The sequence below is a fragment of the Flavobacterium sp. genome, assembly GCF_027483985.1.
Classification (GTDB): domain Bacteria; phylum Bacteroidota; class Bacteroidia; order Flavobacteriales; family Flavobacteriaceae; genus Flavobacterium.
In genome coordinates this window covers 1-18,413 of record NZ_JAIXTJ010000019.1, presented here as the reverse complement: position 1 = coordinate 18,413, position 18,413 = coordinate 1, and the positions used below count along the sequence as shown (strand labels likewise).

The window sequence follows — 18,413 nt, the reverse complement described above, 5'->3', positions numbered from 1 at the left end:
TAATCATTCAACTTCAAAACAGCCATAAACGCTTCTTGCGGAATTTCAACATTTCCTACTTGACGCATACGTTTTTTACCTTTTTTCTGTTTTTCAAGAAGTTTTCTTTTACGAGAAATGTCTCCACCATAACATTTTGCGGTAACGTCTTTACGTAACGCTTTGATAGTTTCACGTGCAATAATTTTAGCACCAATTGCCGCTTGAATTGGAATATCAAATTGCTGTCTTGGAATCAATTCACGAAGTTTTTCGGTCATTTTTTTACCAATATTGTACGCATTATCTTCGTGAATCAAGGCAGAAAGAGCATCAACTGTTTGTGCGTTTAATAAAACATCAAGTTTTACCAATTTAGAAGTTCGCATTCCGATTGGAGAATAATCAAATGAAGCATAACCTTTAGAAACTGTTTTCAATCGATCATAAAAATCGAATACGATTTCAGCCAAAGGCATATCAAAATTTAATTCAACTCTTTCGGTTGTCAAATAGGTTTGATTGGTAATTTGACCACGTTTTTCTATACACAAACTCATTACGTTACCAACAAAATCGGATTTTGTAATGATGGTTGCTTTAATATAAGGTTCTTCAACTCGGTCTAAACGCGAAGGTTCAGGTAAGTCAGAAGGATTGTTAACTACAAATGCTGTTTCAGGATCTTTTTTGGTATAAGCCAAATACGAAACGTTAGGAACAGTGGTGATTACGGTCATATCGAATTCGCGTTCCAAACGTTCTTGGATGATTTCCATATGCAACATTCCTAAGAATCCACATCGGAAACCAAAACCTAATGCAGCCGAACTTTCAGCCACAAAAACTAGAGAGGCATCATTCAATTGGAGTTTTTCCATTGAAGCACGCAAATCTTCATAATCCTCAGTATCAACAGGATAAATTCCGGCGAAAACCATTGGTTTTACATCTTCAAATCCGGTAATCATATTGGTAGTTGGTGTTTTTGCATCAGTAATAGTGTCTCCAACTTTTACTTCTTTAGCCTCTTTAATTCCAGAAATTAAATACCCAACATCACCAGCAGAAATAACGTTCTTCGGAACCTGATTTAGTTTCAAAGTTCCAACTTCATCAGCGAAATATTCATTTCCAGTTGCCATAAATTTAATTTTTTGACCTTTACGGATTTCGCCGTTTTTCACTCTAAAAATTACCTCAATTCCACGAAACGGATTGTAATGTGAATCAAAAATTAAGGCTTGAAGCGGTTCATCAACAACACCTTTTGGCGCAGGAATTTTTTCAATAATAGCAGCCAAAATATTTTCAACTCCAAAACCTGTTTTTCCAGAAGCGTGAATAATATCTTCAAGTTTACAACCTAATAAATCGATAATATCATCGCTAACTTCTTCAGGATTTGCACTTGGTAAATCTACTTTATTTAAAACCGGAATAATTTCCAAGTCGTTTTCTAAAGCCAAATATAAATTGGAAATCGTTTGTGCTTGAATGCTTTGTGCAGCATCAACAATTAATAGCGCACCTTCACAAGCCGCAATTGATCGCGAAACTTCGTATGAAAAATCAACGTGTCCAGGTGTGTCAATTAAATTCAAAATATATTGTTCACCTTTATAAGTGTACTCCATTTGAATCGCGTGACTTTTTATAGTAATACCACGTTCGCGCTCCAAATCCATATTGTCAAGCAATTGTGCTTTTTCTTCACGAGCAGTAACGGTTTGAGTTGCACCAAGAAGTCTGTCGGCTAGCGTACTTTTTCCGTGGTCAATATGTGCAATAATGCAAAAATTTCTAATGTGTTTCATTCGTCAATTTCGATATCAAGTTCAAATTTCAATAGCAATTCTACTGCAATTAATCTGCAAATATAAGCTAAAAGTTTTGATTCTAGATTGAACAAAAGCTAATGTTATCAAACTGAATTTAATTTTTCTAATGCTTTTCTTTTCAGACAAATTTTGTGATATTTTTTTATCAGAAAAGCTGCTTCCACGTATCTTAAATATACTATAAATACTATTCTACTTAGTGCAATTTTAGTATTTTTGAACAACATCACAATATTCGTTTATTGTTTTTACATCAATTTTATGCAACATCAAATGGAGGATTTTATTACAATAAATGATACAAGCTATAATTTAGAAAGTTTAGAAACTTTGGCTTGGAAAAAATTGGTTAACGGTTCGGTTAAGAAAAAAAATGGTTTTCGCACAATGTGTGTTGGAACTGTAAATGAAAATGCCACTGCTTCTTTACGAATTGTTGTTAATAGAAAAGTCGATGAACTCCAAAAAACAATCTTTTTCCATACAGATAATCGTTCGAGAAATTATGCAGATTTGCAAAAGGATAACCGAATTTCTTTATTGTTTTATGATGCTCGACAACGAATTCAAATTGTAGTAAAAGCAAGAGCTACTTTACACACCAACAATGCTTTAACAAACGATAGATGGAAAGCCACAAGTCCGCAAGCACGATTGGGTTATATGACTCTTGAAGCGCCAAATACTAAATCTAATCAACCAACTTTAGGGTATGAAGAACGTTTTTCTAATACAAAACCAACTGATGACGAAAGCGATCTTTTTGAAATAAACTTTTCAGTGATTGCTTGCTCTGTTTATGAATTAGAATTTCTTTATTTAGATTATACAGGCAATCGGAAAGCAAATTTTTATTACGAAAATGGAGCGTTGATTGATTGTTTTTGGGCTGTTCCTTAATTATTATCTTTTATTGAATTTTGCTTTAAAGAATGTGGTGTCCTTCTTAGAAAAATCTACTCTTCGGTTGTCTTGATTTTGAAATTCGAATGTATCGTTTACCACAAATTTTACTTCAGTAAATTTATAGCCAGTTTCAAAAGTGGTTGTCACTTTATATAGATTTTCTTTTGGAGAAAACTTCATTTCCGTGTCATAATCCCAAGATAATGGTTTGTCTTTTCCGCGAATGCCCACTTTTTTTACTTCTTTGATTTCAGATGCGTCTAATGTGAAAATGACAGTTTTTTTATAAGTTTTTTGAACGCAACTTGTCACTAATAAAGAAAATGCAATTGCAATTATTGTTACTATATTTTTCATTTTACGCTTTATTTTTAGTTAATAAATAATCAATTCCAAATCTTCCCGAACCTACGATTAAATAGAACATTGCGACCCAAAGAAATCCCATTGCAGCGAGACAATTCCATAATCCGTTTTGTATTTGTTGCATAAAAATGGCAACCAGCATTGTGCAAATTACAAGAAAAGAAGCAATGCGAGTTTGAAATCCGAATACCAATAATAATCCGCCAACAGCTTCTGCAAAAGCGCCCATCCAAGCAAAAAATCCTGGTGCAATGGCGAAGATTCCGCCATAATTTGCAACATCATTTGGAAACCAATAAGCGACTTCAAAAAGGCCTAAATTATTATCGATAGGTGACCAAGGCATTCCAAATTTATCAGCTCCAAAATTAAAAGCAAGTAAGTAGCCACAAACGATTCGTGGAATAGTTAAGAATAAATCTTGTGCCCAATGAGGTAACAAAATAGGTTTGGTAATTTTAGTTAATAGTGTCATATATTTAGAAATTGATTTTAGAAATTGAAATTGATTTTTGATTATGATTGATGATTGAAACTCTAGTTTATAATTAATTCACCGTTACCTGATTTTTTGGATTTGGAATCAAATTTGGCTTTTCCTTTATTGATGATATCGCCATTTCCGGTTAGTTTGGCTGTAAGTTCATCTGAAACATTTGCAATTAAATTTCCATTTCCTGTGCTTTTTAAATCTGCTTTTTTGGCTATTAGATTTTCGGCGTTTACATCACCATTTCCGGTTTTGACAATGTCAAGAACATCAATTGTTCCACTTATTTTGCTTTCGCCATTTCCTGTGTTTTCTAATTTGAAATAACGACCAAGAATGTTTTTTACGACTAAATCGCTATTTCCTGTATTTCTTATTACACTAACTTCAGGCATCGTGATTTTGATTTTGAAATTGGTATCCTCGATATACATTTGATTGTTTTTGTTTCCTTTAAATTGAATTTTTAATTCATTTTCAGATCCGTTTTCAGAGAAACTCAAAAGATTCTCAAGATTATCATCAATTGTTACTGAAATACTCCAAGTTTTTCCAATTTCGACTTCTATTTTTCCGTCTAAATCTTCTAGTGTTAGCTTGTCGAAGTTTTTGTAGTCATAATTTTTGGTAACAATTTTCCCTGAACCTTTAAGTTGAGCATTTGCAAAAGTTGAAGTTAATGTCAATACAATTGCGATGATTAATTTTGTCATTTTTATTAATTTTTGAAGTTGAAATTGATTTTTGTGATTGATTGATGATTGAAATGAGTTTTCTTATTTATAGTTCATTCCTAAATTCAAATCGCCTTTTACTTTTAAAGTCACCGATGCGTATTCGTCTCCAGTATTTTCTATTATTAAAGCCGTATTTTTATCTGTTTTAATGGTTGTTGATTCTTGTGGTTTAATTAAAACCGAAGAATGACTTCCACCATCAATTGGCGCTTGATATATTTTTAATATTGTTACACCTTCGTTTTTTAAATGGGTTTTAAAAGAACCGTGTTTGTTATTTCCTAAAACAAAACTTTCTTTGGGTTTAATAGAAGTATTTGAATTTAATGAGCCAAAAACGCCACAAGAAGTAGTAAGTAATAAAACAGCGAATAATGCAATGATTGTTTTCATAATTTGAATTTTAATGATTAATAATAGGACAAAATTGCGCCATTAACCATCGTCAATCGCTTCAAATTATGATTTGAGACTTAAATTTTAAGAATTAAATTATTTGATACTGCTTGAAAAACAACATATTATGATTTGATACTTTTATTGATAGGAAGTTGGGCTGCATTGAGCAAATTGTTCAGTAGCTGTTGATGAAAAAGTATATTCTTTAACAAATAGTTCTAATAATCTTTGAAATTCTTTTTGTTTTTCTTCAGAAATCAAATTTTCAGGAAGTACACTTTTTAGTTTGAAATTATAAATGAAATAATCGATTTTGCCATTTGGAGCAAAATAAATCCTTTGGAAACATTTGGTTTTGGTTTCCCATTTGAAGTTGTTTTTGTTTAAAAACCAACCAAAATCTTGAAGCAATTTAGTATAAGATTCTTGCAGTTTTTGTTGTTGTATTTCAGTTTTGAATACCGCTTTTGTACTATCGACGTGAACTGCCGATTTGTATTCTAAATCTAATTTTTCGATACTAATTCCCATTTTTTGAGCTTCTTCAATAGAAAAAACTTTGGATTGTGATTGCATTTTATTGGATAACAAAATGAGTAAAAGTAGTTTTAAAAGCGATTTCATATCAGTACGGGTTTATTATTTGATGCATTCCGGGTTCGCAAGTTAATAAATGCCAACCGCCAAAAACAATGTAAACTCGATTATTGGTTTTTATCAATTCATTGGTTTTTTGTAATAAAAATTGGTCTCTTATTTCTTTTGATTTTCTGCCAATTTCTTGAAATTTTCCATTTTTATCAAATGGATTCGTTGGTTTTAACGAATTGATTTCAAATGGTCTTCCCACTAATTCTTGATAATTTTTCTTGAAATAGTCAAACGTTTTTTCATTTGGCGAAAGCGATAATTTTCCTTTTTTAATGATGTAATTTGCTAAAAATTTATTGTAATTGGAAACAATCGAATCGTAATTTGTGACTTTACTATCATATAAAGACCAAAGCAATCGCTCAGTAATTAGATAAGTTAGGAACTCTTTTTTAGGATACAGTTTAGAAAGTTCTTTTAGCTCGTAATCAATTTCTGGATCGCCATTAATGGTTTTAATTTTCAAACTGTCGGATAAGTATTTCAATAATCCAATTTCACCATCTTTTAAAATGGCTTCTTTCTTTGAAGCATACTTTTTTCCGTCAACAGAACCACCTTCGTTTATAGCAATTGATGGATTGGTTTTTAAAAATGATTTTTCAATTTCTTGAAACATTTTGTTAGTTACATCATTATTATCTGTTAGATGTTCAACGCCACAAAACGTTATTGATTTTTCCTTCTTTTTGAATTCAATGATGTAAGGATTGGATGGTAAATGCCCAAAACTATCAAGTTTTATATCTAAATAACTTTTGGTTTTAAAGTTTTGAATAACTGAAGTTTTGTTTTTCTGATTATCATTGCAAGAAATTAAAAAGAACAAAAGACAAATTAAAAAAATAGGTGTGATTAAAAATTTCATTTGATTGATGATTGAAACTTTGATTAAGTAAAAATAAACCTATTCAAATCAATAAAATTGTAAAATTGTAATCTCAAGAAATCAAATTCAAATATTCTTTAGGAGTTGTTCCAGTATTTTTTTTGAAGGCCCGATTGAAAGTCGCTTTGGAATTAAATCCGCAATCATAAGCTATTCCTAATAAGGTAGATTTTTTGTGGTCGCCATTGGCAAAACTATTTTTTACAGCTTCAATTCTATAATTATTGATGCAATCATTAAAGTTCATTTGAAAACCTTGATTGATGGTTTTGGAAATTACAGAAGCATTGGTTTCTAATTTTTTTGCTAAATCGGTCAACGTTAATTCTGGATTTTGATAAAGTTTTTCTCTTTGAATTAAGGTTTCAATTTTTGATTTCCAAAGTGCAATTTCTGGCGAATTTGTTTCTTCAAATGTTTCGTGCTCGATATCAATAACCGTTTCTTCGGTAACTGCATTAGAAGATAAAAGATAAGTAGGTTGATTGTTAAGGACGGATAATTTGAAAGCAATTTTAGAGATAACAGCATTACTATAACCAGTAACAGCAATATAATATAGTACAACGGAAAACATCAGGAAAAACCACCAAGTACCTTGATAAGAATCTAGAACAGGAAAAAATATGCTAGCAATAGTAAATGTTAATCGGATGCAAATCATACTCAAAAACGCAAATAGATAATTACGAATCCATCGAAACAATAAGTCATCAGCATTACTAGCGACTTGAACAATAAGTTTTTTGTATTTGAAATAATATCTCAAACTCAAACTAAAATAAATTGTCATCGAAATAAAACCAGAATATTGGTACCAATTATCAAAATCTTTATCAGCTTGATCTTCATAAAAATAGTATGTTTTAAAAATAAATTTGTCATAAATCCAAAAGCTCATCATAACAAATAGGTATAAAATTCCAGGTAAAAAATGCAAGAAATCTTTCTTTGAAAGTTTAAATAAAGGATTCAACAAGCTTTGGGTGTAAAAAAAGATGATTGGTCCTAAAAAGAATAAATGTTGAAATGGTGTATAAAACATAAAATCTCTATAAGGTTGATTGTCATACCAACCAGCAAAGCCCAACATCCAAGGCGCAATAAATAAACTACATAAAAAAATAAAAAAACTCAGCCAATAATTGGATTTATCCTCAGTCCTTATTGCTTTTACTAATAATAAAATGCTGTAAATGATTCCTTGCGTGAAGGAAATAAGCAAAAGCGAACTGTAAGATCCAAATTGAAAAAGCATTGCGAAGTTTTCGTAAAAATAAATATTAATTTTAAATGATTGTCACACATAAGATTAAATTTCATAACTAAATTTTCTTAACTATCTTTGCGAAAAAATTAATCCAATGCCCAAAATAGGCAACATCATATTACCCGATTTTCCGCTATTACTTGCTCCGATGGAAGACGTAAGCGATCCACCATTTCGTAGGTTGTGCAAATTACACGGTGCCGATTTGATGTACTCCGAATTTATTTCTTCGGAAGGATTGATTCGTGATGCTGTAAAAAGTCGTCAGAAATTAGATATTTTTGATTACGAACGTCCAGTTGGAATCCAAATTTTTGGTGGTGATGAAGAAGCAATGGAAATGTCTTCAAGAATAGTTGATGCCGTACAACCTGATTTGGTAGATATCAATTTTGGTTGTCCAGTAAAAAAAGTAGTTTGCAAAGGCGCAGGCGCAGGAGTTTTGAAAGATGTAGATTTGATGATTCGCTTAACAAAAGCAGTTATTAAAGGAACATCGCTTCCGGTAACGGTAAAAACGCGTTTGGGTTGGGATGAAAATTCTATAAATATTGATGAGGTTGCCGAGCGTTTACAGGATATTGGTGTGCAAGCATTAACCGTTCACGCAAGAACACGTGCGCAAATGTACAAAGGTCATTCCGATTGGACTCATATTGAACGTGTGAAAAATAATCCTAGAATCACAATGCCAATTTTTGGAAACGGCGATATCGATTCTCCAGAAAAAGCATTAGAATATAAAAATAAATTTGGCCTTGACGGAATGATGATTGGTCGTGCCGCGATTGGTTATCCGTGGATTTTTAACGAAATCAAACATTACTTCGCAACAGGAGAACACTTGGCAAAACCAACAATTTTCGATAGAGTAGAAGCAGCAAGAAATCACCTAACGTGGTCAATGGATTGGAAAGGTGAACGCCTTGGAATTATTGAAATGCGTCGTCATTACACCAATTACTTCAAAGGAATTGCCAATTTTAAAGATTACCGATTGAAATTAGTAACAATCGAAGATCCAGTAGAATTGTTCAAAGCCTTAGATGAAATTCAAGAAATCTATTCTGATTATCAGGTTTTTTAATTATTATTTTCACACGAATTTCACGAATTTTCACGAATTCTAGATCCATAAAATCACACTAATTTGAAAAGGTAGAACAATTATTTTTTCAGATTCGTGTAATGATAAGTTGTAAAACAATTCGTGAAAACTCGTGAAAAGTAAACTTCAGAATCACTTCCACGTTATACAAGTTCGTGAAATTATAAACCCAAAATAATTCGTGAAAATTCGTGAAAATTCGTGTAAAATTTAATCCAGTAATTTTTTAGTTACTCGACTACTAGCTATTAAACTAGCAAAAAACCCAAGGGTTAGAATAGTTATAAACACAATCGCTACATTCATAAAAGAAAATACCACAGGATAAGCTAAGCTTTCTGTAATCATAATCAATTGAAATTGTTGTTGGATTAAGACAATGATTATTCCTAATAGTAAACCAATAATTCCGCCAATAAAGCTGAGCAAAGTTCCTTGTAATAAAAATGTTTTTCTAAGATCTTTAATCTCTGCTCCTAAACTATATAAAGTTTTTAAGTTGGCTTTTTTGTCTAGTATCATCATAATTATGGCGCCAATTAAATTGAATAGGGCAATAATTATGACTAAAGTAAAGATAAGATACACAACTATATTTTCGGTATTTAGCATTTTGTGTAAAGTAGCGTTTAACTCTGCTCTAGTTTTTACATTTACTTTGCTGTTGAAGATCGTTTCAATTTTCGAAATTACAACTTCTTCATTAGAATTGGGTTTAAGTTTTAACTCGATTCCTGAAATTTGATTATTTTTATATTGTAACACTTCTTGAGCCAAACCTAAATCAGCAAAAACATACTTTGAATCTAGCTCTTCACTAATGGCATAAATACCAACTGGAATTAAAACCGCTTTGGTAAAAGAATCCTCAGGATTTAATGCTAAGTCGCCTTTGCCAGGTTTAGGTGCCATTACTTCAAAATAATTATTGAAGTCAAATAAACCCATCGATAATTTTTCTGAAATTCCATATCCAACAACCACTTGGTAGGTTTTGGGTTTTAACCATTGTCCGCTAAAAAGTTTTTGTGGAGCTTTACTTACGATGTTAAAATTTTCGTCAACACCTTTTAGAATCGAAATTTGCTGTTTGTTGTCAAATGAAAACAAAACACGTTCTTCAATTATCTTACTATAATTTACTATTTCGGTAAGATTTTTGATTTTTTTTTCTTGATCGGATGAAATATAAAATGATTTTCCCTTAATAGGATTTATTTTTAAATCAGGATCAAAATCATTTGAAAACGAAAGACTAAATTCTCTTAATCCGCTAAAAACAGAAAGAACTATAAACAAAGCCATTGCTCCAACAATAATTCCACCAGAAGCAATTCTAGTAATAATATTAATTGCATTACTTTTGCTTTTGCTAAAAATATAGCGCTTGGCGATGTAAAGAGGGAAGTTCACTTATGATTTTTTGCGTTTTTCTAAAAGTTCACGATTGTGAATCGGATTTTCTTCACCTTTAAGCGCATTGTCAATTTTTTCGATATAATCTAAAGAGTCATCAATATAAAAAGATAGATTAGGAACTTTTCTTAATTGCATTTTTACGCGTTGGGATAAATCGTGCTTAATCAGCGGTGCATTAGACTTTACTGCCTCCAATATTTCTTGAGCTCTATCTTGAGGAAAAACACTTAAATAAACCCTTGCTACTCCCAAATCGGTTGTAACACTAACCTTAGAAACCGAAATAATCAAATTAGTTAATCCGTTTTTTCTAATTTCACCTTGAAGGATATCTACCAAATCATTTTGCAGAACGCTTCCTATTTTTTTTTGTCTATTTGTTTCCATAGTGCAAAAATACAATTTTTCTCTTAAATAACGTCATTCTAGGCTTGACTCTGAAAGAAGCTAATGGCTCAGGATTTATCAGTTGTTAGTTTTCCTGCTTTTCATTCCAATTCGTGATAAAATATCAGGAGATTTTCATTACACACGAGTTCACTGAACACAAATGAAAATAATAGCATTGTGAAGTAATCAGGGTTAAACAGTAATTCATTTTAATTTTTGTTAACTTTGTAGAAGAAATCCATAAACAATGAGAAAAATAGAGCATATAGGAATTGCAGTTAAAGATTTAGATACATCGAACCTATTATTTGAAAAACTATTTGGCGCACCTGCCTACAAGCAAGAAGAAGTTGCAAGTGAAGGAGTGAAAACTTCTTTTTTTATGAACGGACCAAATAAAATAGAACTTCTTGAAGCTACGAATCCTGATAGCCCAATTGCAAAATTTATAGAAAAAAAAGGCGAAGGTATTCATCACATTGCTTTTGATGTTAAAGATATTCTATCGGAAATGAAGCGATTACAAGAGGAAGGCTTTGTGCTATTAAACGAAATCCCAAAAAAAGGAGCCGATAACAAACTTGTAGCGTTCCTTCATCCTAAAACAACCAACGGAGTACTGATTGAATTGTGCCAAGAAATAGAATAGAAGAATTGAATTTCAAATGTTTATATACTTAATAAATTTCTTAGGTATCAAAATATCAAAAACACTTGCAATAAATTAAAATTAGTAGTAATATTGCAACCTCTTAACCGGTCCTATAGCTCAGTTGGTTAGAGCACCTGACTCATAATCAGGTGGTCCTTGGTTCGAGCCCAAGTGGGACCACAAAAAAGACCTCTAGTTAAGAGGTCTTTTTTTATTTTGGACAAACCAAAGCGTTTTTTTTTACGTTTATACTAAAAAAGACGCTTATTTGTAAATAAATTGTCAATTGTTTATTACAATATTTAAAATATAAGATAAAAAATTTTGTTAAAGAGATTTTTTTTTTACTTTTACGCCCTATGAGAATTGTCCCAAATAATAAAATAGTATTAATCGTTGCTTTGCTTTGTATAAATTTTACATTTGCAGCACCTGATCCACCAGCACCAATTCCTCCGGCGCCACCAGGCTTACCGGTAGATGAAAGCATACTGGTTTTATTTATCGTGTCACTAATTTTTGCATTTTACAAAATAGTTGTAATAAAAAAAGCTTCAAGATAATTGAAGCTTTTTTTATTTTAGTTTTGTGATTTATCTGGTGTTGTGCAATTTTGACACATATTTTCCTATGACATCAAATTCTAAATTAATTTTTGTTCCACTAGTAAAATTTTTAAAATTGGTATGTTCATAAGTATATGGGATTATGGCTACACTAAATTCATTGGTTTTAGAATCTACAACTGTTAAACTAACTCCGTTAACAGTAATCGAGCCTTTTTCAATGGTTATGTTGTTTAGATTTTTGTCATATTCGAATGTGTATTTCCAACTTCCTTCCGTTTCTTCTTTAAAAGTACAAAATCCAATTTGGTCAACATGTCCTTGAACAATATGTCCGTCCAGTCTGTCACCAAGTTTCATTGCTCTTTCAAGATTAATGATGTCATTAATTTTCCAATCACCAACGTTAGTCTTGTCAATAGTTTCTTTTATTGCTGTAACGGTATAATTGTCGTTCTCGATTTTCACAACTGTCAGACAAACACCATTATGAGCGACACTTTGGTCGACTTTTAACTCGTGTGTTATGGTTGAATTAATTGTGATATGAAGATTTTCTTCTTCTTTTATTATCTCTTTTACTATTCCTAGCGTTTCTATTATTCCTGTAAACATTTGTCGTTTTATTTTACTAAATTTGCACTTCAAAATTAGCAATAAATTAGAAGAAGCACTATGAAAAAAGCAGAAAATATAATCGTTGGAATTTCAATAGGAGATTTAAACGGTATTGGAAGCGAAGTAATTCTAAAAACATTTGAAGATTCACGAATGCTAGAATTATGTACGCCAGTAATTTTTGCTAATGTAAAAATACTTTCTTTCATAAAAAGAAATTTAAATTCTGAAGTAGCGCTTCACGGAATAGATAAATTAGAACAATTAGTTAAAGGTAAAATTAATGTTTTAAATGTTTGGAGAGAAGGTGTTGATATCAATTACGGACAAAACGATGAAAATGTAGGTAAGTATGCTATTAAATCTTTTGTAGCTGCTACCGATGCTTTAAAGAATGGTTTAATAGATGTTTTGGTAACGGCTCCAATAAATAAGTATAACATTCAATCGGAAGAGTTTAAATTTCCTGGACATACAGATTATCTAAATAAAGAATTGGAAGGAAATGCTTTAATGTTGATGGTTCAAGATAATCTACGTGTAGGATTAATGACGGATCATGTTCCTGTTAATGAAGTAGCAAAACATCTTACCGAAAAATTGATTTTTCAAAAAATTGAAACTATAAACGCAACATTAAAGCAAGATTTTAGTATTACAAAACCTAAAATAGCTGTTTTGGCTTTGAATCCACACGCAGGTGATAATGGTGTTATCGGAAAAGAAGATGACGAAATTATTAAGCCAGCTATAAAAAAACTATTTGATAAAGGCATTTTTGCATTCGGACCTTATTCTGCCGATGGTTTTTTTGGAAGTGGTCAATATGAAAAATTCGACGCAGTAATTGCAACTTACCATGATCAAGGATTAATTCCATTCAAAACGTTAGCTTTTGGTAATGGTGTAAACTACACGGCAGGTCTAAATAAGATTAGAACATCGCCAGATCACGGAACTGCTTATGATATTGCAGGAAAAGGATTAGCCGATGCAACTTCGTTTAAAGAAGCTGTTTATCTGGCAATTGATATCTATCACTCGAGAAATGAGTATTTAGAATTGTCTAAAAACCCATTAAAAATAAAAGAAAAACAATTAGAAACAAAAAAAGGCGCGTAACTCTTTTGGTTTTATAATAATTTTATATCTTTGCACTCCCAAACCCGAATCTTCGGATTGGACAAATTGATGAAATGATGAAAGTTACAAATGAATTTTTAATTCCGTTTATAGGGTTAAAGTTAGGGAAACATCAGTTTGAATATCAAATTAGTAAAAAGTTCTTTGATAGTTTTGATTATCACGAATATGAAGATTGTGATGTCAAAGTAAATGTAGTGTTAGATAAAAAAAGTACAATGTTAGAATTGGCTTTCAAACACAAAGGTACAGTTAATGTTCCTTGCGATTCAACAGCTGAAATGTTTGATTTAGCAATAAAAGGCAAAATCAACCTAGTTGTTCAGTTTGGAGAAGAGTTTAATAATGATAACGAAGAGTTATTAATTTTAACACATGGTGAGCATCAAATTGATATATCACAGTATATTTATGAAATGATAGTTTTATCAGTGCCATTTAAGAGAGTTCATCCAGGAATTAAGGACGGCACTTTAAAGTCAGAAGCGCTTGAAAAACTATCAGAATTGTCAATAAAAGAACAAAAAAAAGAGAGTAAAAAAGAAGAAAATACCGACCCACGTTGGGACAAATTAAAGCAACTATTAACGGATAAATAATATAGTAAAATGGCACATCCAAAGAGAAAAATCTCCAAAACAAGAAGAGATAAGAGAAGAACACATTACAAAGCTACTGCAGCTACAATTGCAACTTGTCCAGTAACTGGAGAAGCACATTTATACCACAGAGCTTACTGGCATGAAGGTAAAATGTATTACAGAGGTCAAGTAGTTATTGATAAATCAGTAGTTGCTGCTTAATATATTTTTAAAATTACATTTAAACTCTCACGACCTGTGAGAGTTTTTTGTTTTTTAGAAAATTTAATCATAACTAAATAATTTTTTGTAAATTCCACCTCTTTTAAAATTGTTTTAAAAAAGAGGTTATAAAATATCTATATGAGTACAATTACAGCCGCAATTACCGCTGTCGGTGGTTATGTTCCTGATTTTGTTTTATCAAATCAAGTTCTTGAAACATTAGTTGATACTAACGACGAATGGATTACTACTAGAACTGGTATCAAGGAAAGAAGATTGTTAAAAGAGCAGGGAAAAGGTACCTCTTATTTAGCAATAAAAGCTGCACAAGATTTATTAAAAAGAGGTAATATTAATCCTGCTGAAATAGATTTAGTAATTATGGCCACGGCTACACCTGATATGCCAGTTGCAACTACTGGGGTTTTTGTAGCTACTCAAATTGGTGCCGTTAATGCTTTTGCCTATGATTTATCTGCGGCATGTTCAAGTTTTCTTTACGGAATGTCAGCTGCTGCGGCTTATATTCAATCAGGACGATACAAAAAGGTATTATTGATTGGAGCAGACAAAATGTCTTCAATTATTGATTATACCGACAGAGCTACTTGCATTATTTTTGGAGATGGTGCTGGAGCAGTATTATTCGAGCCAAATCACGAAGGTCTTGGTCTTCAAGATGAGTTCTTAAGATCTGATGGTATCGGTAGAGAATATTTAAAAATTGACGCAGGTGGTTCTATTTTGCCAGCATCTAAGGATACAGTTGAAAATAGTCAACATTTTGTTTTTCAAGATGGTAAAACTGTTTTCAAATATGCCGTTTCAGGAATGGCTGATGTTAGTGAAAAAATTATGCAACGAAATAATTTAACTAAAGACGATATTAACTGGTTAATTGCTCATCAAGCAAATAAAAGAATCATTGATGCAACTGCCTCAAGAATGGATCTTGATGAAGAAAAAGTGTTAGTCAATATTCACAAATATGGAAATACAACTTCGGGAACACTACCTTTATTATTAAGTGATTTTGAAGATAAATTCAAAAAAGGAGATAACCTTATTTTTGCCGCTTTTGGTGGTGGATTTACTTGGGGTTCTATCTATCTTAAATGGGCATACAACAAACAATAAAAAACTATAACTAAAACAAATATTATTATGGATTTAAAAGAAATTCAAAACCTAATCAAATTTGTATCCAATTCAGGTGTTGCAGAAGTAAAATTAGAGACAGGTGATGTTAAAATTACTATCAGAACAACTGTAGAAGGAAATACTCCTGATATCACTTATGTTCAACAAGCTCCAATGCAGCAAGCTATCCAACAAGCTCCAGCAGTGCAACAACAAGCTCCAGCAGTAGCGCCAGCGGCAACTCCGGTAGTAGACGAGAACGCTAAGTATGTAACAATAAAGTCACCAATGATCGGAACTTTCTATAGAAAACCAGCTCCAGACAAACCAGCTTTTGTTGAGGTAGGTACTTCAATCGGAAAAGGAGATGTTCTTTGTGTAGTAGAAGCGATGAAGTTATTCAATGAAATCGAAGCTGAAATCACAGGAAAAATTGTAAAAATTCTTGTTGACGATATGTCTCCAGTGGAATTTGATCAACCATTATTCTTAGTAGATCCATCATAATTTAAAATTCTAATATTTTAAATTTCAGATCCCAAGTTTATTTCTTAGGAATTGAAGTTTGGGATTTGTTTTTTGAATTCTAAAAAAAATAAGATGTTTAAAAAAATATTAATTGCCAATAGAGGTGAAATTGCTCTAAGAGTTATTAGAACCTGCAGAGAAATGGGCATAAAAACCGTAGCTGTTTATTCAACAGCTGATGCTGAAAGTTTACACGTAAAATTTGCAGATGAGGCAGTTTGTATTGGGCCACCGCCAAGTAATTTGTCTTACTTGAAAATGTCAAATATTATTGCTGCTGCCGAAATCACAAATGCCGATGCGATACACCCAGGATATGGTTTCTTGTCGGAAAATGCCAAATTTTCTAAAATTTGTCAAGAGCACGGAATCAAATTTATTGGTGCTTCTCCTGAAATGATCGATAAAATGGGCGATAAAGCAACAGCAAAATCTACCATGATTGAAGCTGGAGTTCCTTGTGTGCCAGGTTCAGAAGGGATTTTAGATTCTTATGAAGACGCACTTAAAGTTGCTAAAGAAATTGGCTATCCAGTAATGATGAAAGCTACTGCTGGAGGTGGCGGAAAAGGAATGCGTGCTATCTGGAAAGAAGAAGATTTATTAAAAGCGTGGGAAAGTGCTCGTCAAGAAGCAGCAGCTGCTTTTGGTAATGATGGTATGTATATGGAAAAACTAATTGAAGAACCACGCCATATCGAGATTCAAGTAGTTGGTGATTCTTACGGAAAAGCTTGTCACCTTTCAGAAAGAGATTGCTCGGTTCAAAGACGTCATCAAAAACTAACTGAAGAAACTCCGTCGCCTTTTATGACAGATGAATTACGTCATAAAATGGGTGAAGCGGCCGTAAAAGCTGCAGAGTATATAAAATATGAAGGTGCAGGAACGGTTGAGTTTCTTGTAGATAAGCATAGAAATTTCTACTTTATGGAAATGAATACTCGTATCCAAGTAGAACATCCAATTACAGAGCAGGTTATTGATTATGATTTAATTCGTGAGCAAATTCTTGTAGCGGCAGGAGTGCCAATTTCTGGTAAAAATTATTTACCTCAATTGCATTCAATTGAATGTCGTATTAACGCTGAAGATCCATACAATGATTTCCGTCCTTCACCAGGTAAGATTACTGTTTTACACGCGCCAGGTGGACACGGTGTGCGTTTAGATACGCATGTTTATGCAGGTTATACAATTCCGCCAAATTATGACTCAATGATTGCAAAGTTAATTACAACAGCGCAAACACGTGAAGAAGCTATCAATAAAATGAAGCGTGCTTTGGATGAGTTTTATATTGAGGGAATTAAAACAACTATTCCGTTTCATAGACAATTAATGGATGAACCAGATTATGTTGCTGGAAATTACACTACAGCATTTATGGAGTCCTTTAAAATGAAAGATATAGAATAATATATTTTGATAAATTACTTAAAAAAACCATTCGCTAAATCGGATGGTTTTTTTTTATTACTATTATATATAAAAAAAACCGTTCAGTGATGAACGGTTTTTTTAATTATCTAAAAATAATTAGATTATGCTTCAAAAGGAATAATAGAAACAAACGATTTATCATTCGCTTTTTTCTGAAATTTCACAATTCCATCAACTTTAGCATGTAAAGTGTGATCGTTACCCATGTAAACATTTTCACCTGGATTGTGTTTTGAACCTCTTTGTCTTACGATAATGTTTCCAGCAATTGCAGCTTGACCACCATAAATCTTAACGCCTAAACGTTTTGAATGTGATTCTCTACCATTCTTCGAACTACCGACACCTTTCTTGTGAGCCATGATGTATTGGTTTTTATAAGTTAATACTAAAATTAAACAGCTTTACCACCGTTTAATTCATCTTGTAATTTTTTTAATTCGTCCATTTTTCCATCTGCAGCTAATTGTGCTTGTTGAGCCCAAGTAGTTGGATCTAAATGTTGCACTTTAGAAGTAGATGCATCTAAAATCGCTTTAACTTCTTCAGCAGAAGCAGCAGCTAATTTCACGAATGTATCAATTCCAGCAGCAACTAATGCTTCAGCAGCTTTTGGTCCGATTCCTTCTACAATAGCTAAATCATCACCTTTTTTTGCTTTTGGAGCTTTTGGAGCTTTTTCTTCAACTGCTTCTACAAGTTTTTCTGCTTTTGGAGCTTTCTCAGCTTTCGGAGCTTCAACTTTTTCAGCTTTTGGAGTTGCTTTTTTAGCACCTGATGCAACAATTCCTTCAATAAGGATTTGTGTCAAATACTGGCGGTGACCATTTCTTTTCTTGTAACCTTTTCTTCTTTTCTTTTTGAAGATAATTACTTTATCACCTTTAAGGTGTTGTAATACTTTTGCTTCAACAGAAGCACCTTCTATAGCTGGGGCGCCTAAAGTTACATTACCATTATCGTCTAATAAAAGAACTTTGTCAAAAGAAACTTTTGAACCTTCTTCACTAGCCAAACGGTGAACATAAACCTTTAAGTCTTTGCTTACTTTAAATTGTTGCCCTGCTATCTC

23 protein-coding genes and 1 tRNA gene are annotated in these 18,413 nt (G+C 32.2%); 10 read left to right on the top strand and 14 right to left on the bottom strand.

Annotation, left to right across the window (positions count from 1 at the left end; translation table 11 throughout):
* Positions 1-1,796 (bottom strand): translation elongation factor 4 (gene lepA / locus Q0050_RS03895; RefSeq protein ID WP_298392698.1); only part of this gene is annotated, 1,796 nt, incomplete at its 3' end.
* Positions 1,797-2,081: 285 nt separating this feature from the next.
* Between lepA and Q0050_RS03890 the strand changes: the two genes are divergently transcribed.
* The gene (locus tag Q0050_RS03890; RefSeq protein WP_298392697.1) at positions 2,082-2,720 is read left to right on the top strand and encodes a pyridoxamine 5'-phosphate oxidase family protein; all 639 of its coding nucleotides are present in this window, start codon (positions 2,082-2,084) and stop codon (positions 2,718-2,720) included.
* 3 nt (positions 2,721-2,723) lie between these two features.
* Here the strand turns inward: Q0050_RS03890 and Q0050_RS03885 are convergent, their stop codons facing one another.
* The 7 genes from Q0050_RS03885 to Q0050_RS03855 all read right to left on the bottom strand — a co-directional run bounded on the left by Q0050_RS03885 (position 2,724) and on the right by Q0050_RS03855 (position 7,516).
* A complete protein-coding gene (locus Q0050_RS03885) occupies positions 2,724-3,083 on the bottom strand; it encodes a hypothetical protein (RefSeq protein WP_298392696.1) in 360 nt (119 codons plus the stop codon).
* A gap of 1 nt (position 3,084) precedes the next feature.
* A complete protein-coding gene (locus tag Q0050_RS03880) occupies positions 3,085-3,567 on the bottom strand; it encodes a DoxX family protein (protein WP_298392695.1) in 483 nt (160 codons plus the stop codon).
* A 62-nt stretch (positions 3,568-3,629) separates the two neighbouring features.
* Positions 3,630-4,295: a DUF2807 domain-containing protein gene (locus Q0050_RS03875; RefSeq protein WP_298392694.1), complete on the bottom strand. Its 666-nt coding sequence runs from the start codon at positions 4,293-4,295 to the stop codon at positions 3,630-3,632.
* Between the two features lie 63 nt (positions 4,296-4,358).
* Positions 4,359-4,712 carry a hypothetical protein gene (locus tag Q0050_RS03870; RefSeq protein ID WP_298392693.1) on the bottom strand — a complete coding sequence of 118 codons (354 nt, stop codon included), beginning with the start codon at positions 4,710-4,712 and terminating at the stop codon, positions 4,359-4,361.
* A gap of 144 nt (positions 4,713-4,856) precedes the next feature.
* Positions 4,857-5,342, bottom strand: a complete 486-nt coding sequence (locus Q0050_RS03865) for a hypothetical protein (protein WP_298392692.1) — start codon at positions 5,340-5,342, stop codon at positions 4,857-4,859.
* Between the two features lies 1 nt (position 5,343).
* Complete coding sequence (locus tag Q0050_RS03860) at positions 5,344-6,237, bottom strand: hypothetical protein (protein ID WP_298392691.1); 894 nt, start codon at positions 6,235-6,237, stop codon at positions 5,344-5,346.
* 73 nt (positions 6,238-6,310) lie between these two features.
* The gene (locus Q0050_RS03855) at positions 6,311-7,516 is read right to left on the bottom strand and encodes an AraC family transcriptional regulator (protein ID WP_298392690.1); all 1,206 of its coding nucleotides are present in this window, start codon (positions 7,514-7,516) and stop codon (positions 6,311-6,313) included.
* Between the two features lie 106 nt (positions 7,517-7,622).
* Here Q0050_RS03855 and dusB point away from each other — a divergent pair, with 106 nt between their 5' ends.
* The gene (dusB, locus tag Q0050_RS03850; RefSeq protein ID WP_298392689.1) at positions 7,623-8,615 is read left to right on the top strand and encodes a tRNA dihydrouridine synthase DusB; all 993 of its coding nucleotides are present in this window, start codon (positions 7,623-7,625) and stop codon (positions 8,613-8,615) included.
* A 231-nt stretch (positions 8,616-8,846) separates the two neighbouring features.
* On the opposite strand, the gene Q0050_RS03845 is transcribed toward dusB, so the two are convergent.
* Both Q0050_RS03845 and rbfA read right to left on the bottom strand, forming a co-directional pair.
* On the bottom strand, positions 8,847-10,049 hold the full coding sequence (locus Q0050_RS03845; protein WP_298392688.1) for an FtsX-like permease family protein: 1,203 nt from the start codon (positions 10,047-10,049) through the stop codon (positions 8,847-8,849).
* A complete protein-coding gene (gene rbfA, locus Q0050_RS03840) occupies positions 10,050-10,442 on the bottom strand; it encodes a 30S ribosome-binding factor RbfA (protein WP_298392687.1) in 393 nt (130 codons plus the stop codon). It lies immediately after the preceding gene.
* A 250-nt stretch (positions 10,443-10,692) separates the two neighbouring features.
* On the opposite strand from rbfA, the gene mce reads away from it, so the two are divergent.
* The gene (mce, locus tag Q0050_RS03835; RefSeq protein WP_298392686.1) at positions 10,693-11,094 is read left to right on the top strand and encodes a methylmalonyl-CoA epimerase; all 402 of its coding nucleotides are present in this window, start codon (positions 10,693-10,695) and stop codon (positions 11,092-11,094) included.
* A gap of 109 nt (positions 11,095-11,203) precedes the next feature.
* Positions 11,204-11,277: transfer RNA gene (locus tag Q0050_RS03830), tRNA-Ile, on the top strand.
* 31 nt (positions 11,278-11,308) lie between these two features.
* Here the strand turns inward: Q0050_RS03830 and Q0050_RS03825 are convergent.
* Together Q0050_RS03825 and Q0050_RS03820 are read right to left on the bottom strand one after the other, a co-directional pair.
* A complete protein-coding gene (locus tag Q0050_RS03825; RefSeq protein ID WP_298392685.1) occupies positions 11,309-11,587 on the bottom strand; it encodes a hypothetical protein in 279 nt (92 codons plus the stop codon).
* 103 nt (positions 11,588-11,690) lie between these two features.
* A complete protein-coding gene (locus Q0050_RS03820; RefSeq protein ID WP_298392684.1) occupies positions 11,691-12,278 on the bottom strand; it encodes a riboflavin synthase in 588 nt (195 codons plus the stop codon).
* A 60-nt stretch (positions 12,279-12,338) separates the two neighbouring features.
* Between Q0050_RS03820 and pdxA the strand changes: the two genes are divergently transcribed.
* The 6 genes from pdxA (at position 12,339) to accC (ending at position 17,317) form a co-directional block, all read left to right on the top strand.
* On the top strand, positions 12,339-13,403 hold the full coding sequence (gene pdxA / locus Q0050_RS03815) for a 4-hydroxythreonine-4-phosphate dehydrogenase PdxA (RefSeq protein ID WP_298392683.1): 1,065 nt from the start codon (positions 12,339-12,341) through the stop codon (positions 13,401-13,403).
* Positions 13,404-13,480: 77 nt separating this feature from the next.
* On the top strand, positions 13,481-14,023 hold the full coding sequence (locus tag Q0050_RS03810) for a DUF177 domain-containing protein (protein WP_298392699.1): 543 nt from the start codon (positions 13,481-13,483) through the stop codon (positions 14,021-14,023).
* Positions 14,024-14,032: 9 nt separating this feature from the next.
* Complete coding sequence (gene rpmF / locus Q0050_RS03805; protein ID WP_298305572.1) at positions 14,033-14,227, top strand: 50S ribosomal protein L32; 195 nt, start codon at positions 14,033-14,035, stop codon at positions 14,225-14,227.
* Between the two features lie 141 nt (positions 14,228-14,368).
* Entirely contained in the window at positions 14,369-15,367 is a 999-nt protein-coding gene (locus tag Q0050_RS03800) for a beta-ketoacyl-ACP synthase III (protein WP_298392682.1), read from the top strand.
* A 27-nt stretch (positions 15,368-15,394) separates the two neighbouring features.
* Entirely contained in the window at positions 15,395-15,877 is a 483-nt protein-coding gene (gene accB, locus Q0050_RS03795; protein WP_298392681.1) for an acetyl-CoA carboxylase biotin carboxyl carrier protein, read from the top strand.
* Between the two features lie 93 nt (positions 15,878-15,970).
* Positions 15,971-17,317 carry an acetyl-CoA carboxylase biotin carboxylase subunit gene (gene accC, locus Q0050_RS03790; protein WP_298392680.1) on the top strand — a complete coding sequence of 449 codons (1,347 nt, stop codon included), beginning with the start codon at positions 15,971-15,973 and terminating at the stop codon, positions 17,315-17,317.
* Positions 17,318-17,442: 125 nt separating this feature from the next.
* Here the strand turns inward: accC and rpmA are convergent, their stop codons facing one another.
* Positions 17,443-17,703 carry a 50S ribosomal protein L27 gene (gene rpmA, locus Q0050_RS03785; RefSeq protein ID WP_298392679.1) on the bottom strand — a complete coding sequence of 87 codons (261 nt, stop codon included), beginning with the start codon at positions 17,701-17,703 and terminating at the stop codon, positions 17,443-17,445.
* Positions 17,704-17,735: 32 nt separating this feature from the next.
* On the bottom strand, positions 17,736-18,413 hold a 678-nt coding region (gene rplU / locus Q0050_RS03780), incomplete at its 5' end, for a 50S ribosomal protein L21 (RefSeq protein ID WP_298392678.1).